1 protein-coding gene is annotated in these 308 nt (G+C 39.3%); it reads right to left on the bottom strand.

Annotated features, from left to right (window positions below; genetic code table 11):
- A partial coding sequence (locus BV375_RS37845; RefSeq protein WP_208099232.1) for a CTB family bacteriocin occupies positions 1-85 on the bottom strand: 85 nt, incomplete at its 3' end.
- Positions 86-308 lie beyond the last annotated feature (223 nt).

The raw sequence follows: 308 nt of genomic DNA, 5'->3' as shown, positions 1-308 counted from the left end.
ACAGGAAATCAGTACCATTACCACCTGCAACTACATCTAATTCTTGTTCTGACAATTCGATAGCGGCTTGATTTTCAACTGACATGATTTTGACTCCTATATTGGTAAGTTTTTACTGATTTAAAAGCAGAGGTTTATTGATGATTGATTGTGTTTGAGTCTCACCTCTGCTGAAGTTTTTGTAATATTTAGTGTCCACCTAATGCAATCAAGTGAATCGCACTAGTATCGAGTACTTGTCTTGCTACCGTGGAAGTTGTGGAACTACCTCCTGGACCTGATTGAGTGTTTTGTCCCACGAGCAGAGT

This window comes from Nostoc sp. 106C, assembly GCF_002154725.1.
Lineage (GTDB): Bacteria > Cyanobacteriota > Cyanobacteriia > Cyanobacteriales > Nostocaceae > Aulosira.
The sequence above is the reverse complement of the archived record's forward strand: the minus strand, read 5'-3'. Positions and strand labels throughout refer to the sequence as shown.